Origin of the sequence: Corynebacterium sp. AOP36-E1-14, assembly GCF_052377495.1 — a bacterium.
Taxonomy (GTDB): Bacteria; Actinomycetota; Actinomycetes; order Mycobacteriales; family Mycobacteriaceae; genus Corynebacterium.
In genome coordinates this window covers 1-3,353 of sequence record NZ_JBQSWV010000058.1, presented here as the reverse complement: position 1 = coordinate 3,353, position 3,353 = coordinate 1, and the positions used below count along the sequence as shown (strand labels likewise).

Annotated in this window: 7 protein-coding genes; all 7 read right to left on the bottom strand. The window is 63.8% G+C overall.

The genetic code is table 11. From position 1 onward, the window contains the following. Positions 1-104 precede the first annotated feature (104 nt). Positions 105-323, bottom strand: coding sequence for a hypothetical protein (locus ACT3TD_RS14650; RefSeq protein ID WP_441582297.1), 219 nt, complete (start codon positions 321-323; stop codon positions 105-107). A 13-nt stretch (positions 324-336) separates the two neighbouring features. Then, on the bottom strand, positions 337-879 hold the full coding sequence (locus ACT3TD_RS14645) for a hypothetical protein (RefSeq protein WP_444615225.1): 543 nt from the start codon (positions 877-879) through the stop codon (positions 337-339). Positions 880-1,039: 160 nt separating this feature from the next. Next, positions 1,040-1,351, bottom strand: a complete 312-nt coding sequence (locus tag ACT3TD_RS14640) for a hypothetical protein (RefSeq protein ID WP_441582295.1) — start codon at positions 1,349-1,351, stop codon at positions 1,040-1,042. A gap of 42 nt (positions 1,352-1,393) precedes the next feature. Then, the gene (locus ACT3TD_RS14635) at positions 1,394-1,813 is read right to left on the bottom strand and encodes a hypothetical protein (protein ID WP_441582294.1); all 420 of its coding nucleotides are present in this window, start codon (positions 1,811-1,813) and stop codon (positions 1,394-1,396) included. Between the two features lie 171 nt (positions 1,814-1,984). After that, positions 1,985-2,224, bottom strand: coding sequence for a hypothetical protein (locus tag ACT3TD_RS14630; RefSeq protein ID WP_441582293.1), 240 nt, complete (start codon positions 2,222-2,224; stop codon positions 1,985-1,987). 55 nt (positions 2,225-2,279) lie between these two features. Next, the gene (locus ACT3TD_RS14625; protein ID WP_444638068.1) at positions 2,280-2,696 is read right to left on the bottom strand and encodes a hypothetical protein; all 417 of its coding nucleotides are present in this window, start codon (positions 2,694-2,696) and stop codon (positions 2,280-2,282) included. Positions 2,697-2,777: 81 nt separating this feature from the next. After that, positions 2,778-3,008, bottom strand: a complete 231-nt coding sequence (locus tag ACT3TD_RS14620) for a DUF732 domain-containing protein (RefSeq protein WP_441582291.1) — start codon at positions 3,006-3,008, stop codon at positions 2,778-2,780. Positions 3,009-3,353 lie beyond the last annotated feature (345 nt).

The window sequence follows — 3,353 nt, the reverse complement described above, 5'->3', positions numbered from 1 at the left end:
ACATTAGGGGGTGTGGGGTAGTTATGCGCAAGGCCCCCGAGCCGCGAGGTGCGCGGTGGGGGCCTTGATGAGCTGGGGCGCGGGCGAGCATCCCAGTGGTGAGGTCAGTCGGCGGAGCCGCCTGTGTCAGCGCCTTGCTGTCGTCCGCTGCCCGTGATGCGGATAAGCGCGGCAACGATCAGTCCGACGGTGACGACTGCCGCTGCGGTGACCCATTCGGAGCTGCCTGCGGTGGATATGTACACTGCCGCGATGACAATGACGGCTGCGGCTGCGACCGTAAGGCTCATTCCTCCGGTGAATTCCTTGAATTTTTCGTTCATTTTTTTCCTCCTTCTATAGCAGGTATTCGGCGAAGACGCCGCCACCGCATGAGATCGCGGCAATGAATCCGACTCGTCGCAGGACGAATTTCGCTGCCTTTTGCCAAGTATTGACTTGGGATTCGATAGCTGCCCATGCGCCGACGTTGGCGGTAAGGTCAATTCCGATGCAGGCCCCTACCGTCCTCTTTATTTCATCGGTGACACCCTTGGTCTGGACTAGCGACGCCTTTTCCAAGTCCTGCCCCTTGTCGATGGGAATGACGTCGCCATCCTTGTCCAGGACTACGATCTTGTCGCCGTTGAGGGTCAGAGCTGCAGCGCTCTTGGGAAGCGGGGAATACCCCAGTGAGGTCAGGCTTCTGTTAATGTCGGCCCTGTCCTTGGCGGTCAGGTTCTCGGTGTCACTGTTGGGGTACTCATCAGCGCCCGACTGCACGGCAGTCGCATCGCTGGGCACTGCCGTCGCCCCGTTTGCCACTGTGGGGAATAGGCCTAGCGGAAGGGCTGCCGCGAGAGAGAACACGGCGATTTTATTCCTGATCCCATTTTTCATTTTTGGAACTTCCTGTGAGGGGGGGGTGTGGTGACAAGAACGAGGTTATCTACGTGTCATGTCGGCACGCAACTGCGCGGAAGGAATCGTGATGGGATCGTTATCGAATAACCCATAGGGGTAGGGGTGGTCGTGATTCAGCTTCTTCGTTTGCGTCGATTCACCCCTCCACCACCTCCACGGGGCCGACGAGGCGGCGGACCATGCGCCAGCCGTTCCACTGGTTGGCGACTTGCCAGGCGGTGATCTCGGTGTCGGTCCATTCCCAGTCGTAGCCGGGGTACAGCTTGACCATGTGCCCGCCAGCGCCCTGTACCCCGTACTCGTAGGTGCAGGCGGCGATGGTGGCGCGCATTTCCGGGGCGGCGGGGATGTGCCAGTTGTCGATCAGTTCGTACACCTGCTCCCATTTGGCTTCCGACAGGTGCGAGTGGTCCTCCCACAGCGGCTCATGGTGGTGCGGGACGCGCACCAGCCGGGTGACCTCGTCGTGGGCGATGGGCGGAGTTCAGCTTCACTCGTCATCGGTGGGCTCCTCGGGCGTGTAGGCCACGGTGACGGGGCCGAACCTCGCCAGGAGCCCGTCGGCGGGGCTCTGCCAGTCGCGGAAGTCCCATGGACCGAAGGGGCGCTTCTGCCATGCGGCGCCGTCGCGTTCGACCACGACGGACATCGCGGGCAGTGCGTCCAGGTCCTCGGGCCGGTCGATGGCGCGGGCGGGGCGCTCGGCGGTCAGGCGGGCGACGAGGGTGATGCGCTCGGAGCCGACGGGGAGCGCGTTGCCGCGTTCCCAGTAGACGATCCAGCCGGGCCCGTCCGCCTTGAATGCCGGGGCGGGTTCCCCATCATCGACGGAGACGAGCCACGGGCCACCGTCCGGCACGTCAGCGGGGTCGGGCAGGGCGGGCTGGAGTGCGGTGAGCTGAGACTGCACGAGGCTCCCTTCCGGAGTCGTATAGGCGCGGGTCTCGCGAGCTAGCTCTTGCGCTGCCTTGACCCGATCCAGGTCAGCGCGGGCCTCGTCGCATACATGGGAGAGGCACCCATTCTGGTCGGCCAAATGCCGGTTCCACTCAGATCCCTCCTCTGCCTCGCCGGTCAGCCGCTAGTTCTCCTCCTCCACGGCTTCCACACGATCAGCGAGGTAGACGCGCTGGTGCTTCAGCTTGAACTCCACCGGCAGCCCGGACGCCGCCTTCCGCAGCTCGTCGGCGAACGTCGGCGGCGGGACGGGCACCGTGGCGCGAAAGTGGCGGATGACCTTCGCCATCGGGGTCTGATTCGTGTCCGTAGGCGAGTGGGAGTCGCACCAGGCGTGCATCTTCCGGGCGTCGGATTCGGTCACGGTCGAAGTCTGGTCAGGCATTGTAGGCCTTCTGTCGGCTGGCTCGTGCTGCCCGTTATGCCAGGCGCTGCACGACGGTCTGCGGTAGCGGGTCGGGGGCCTTGGAGACGATGGCTTTCTTCACCACGGTGATCCGCTCGTCCGGCGCGACCTTCCACAAGCCGCAGCCGTGCGGGGACATCGCGTCGAGGTAGTCCGGCACCACATAGATGAACCGGTGGACGACCTTCTCCCACGCTCGGCGCTTCCAGTAGGTGTCGCGCTTGAAGTCGTCCGTGGTGACCTCGATCTCGAATGCGGTACGTACCAACGAGTCGAACATCAGGGCGTCGATCCGACGGCTGAACTTGTGCCCCTCTGGTGGCGCGGCCCCTGGTTGGTACCACTCCTCTGTGATCTCGTCGGCGTCCGGCAGATCGTGGTCCTCGATGGCGGGCTGACCTGCATCGGAGTGTCGATCCCGAGCACACATTTTGTCGTTTAACCCGAGCCCGGCCCCCAGAAGAGACGGAGCGCCGCTTCAACTGGCGGGACGATGGCGGTTCAATTCGGATCAGTACGTGTAGTCGACATGCTGACCGCACTTGCCGACCACCGCGGCCTGCAAGATACGGGTGCCCCGCCACCCGGTTTCGCCTGTCGCTTCCTGAATAACTCCGAGCGCGTCAGCCTGCGCCCTTCCATTGTCGAAGGTGTCGCAAACCGACACGGACAACTGAGCGAACTCCCCGTTCGACACCTCAATCCCCTCGTCCCGCATCATCTGGGCGTAGATCTCGTCCATCAAGCCCGCCCCTGACGGAGCAGGTCGCGAGGAAGACGTCGGGTCGGGCTCGGGCTCCGGATCAACTGTCGGAGTTTCCGTGACGGTGACAGTCCTCCCTACGGTGCGATCCACCGTCTCCGTCACTGTCGATGGCGCGGCTACCTCGCCCCCTGCAGAACCACATGCCGAGAGCGCGAATGCCGCCGCGAGCGCAGTTACGGCCACAGACATCTTCAACGCTCTCATCACTGCTCACCGCCCGGGTACCACAGTTCCCCGCCCACGGTCTCCTGATACATCTCCGAGAACTCATCCTCACTCGGGCTGTGCTGAGGGCAGAAGACGTCCACGGTGGACTTGGGC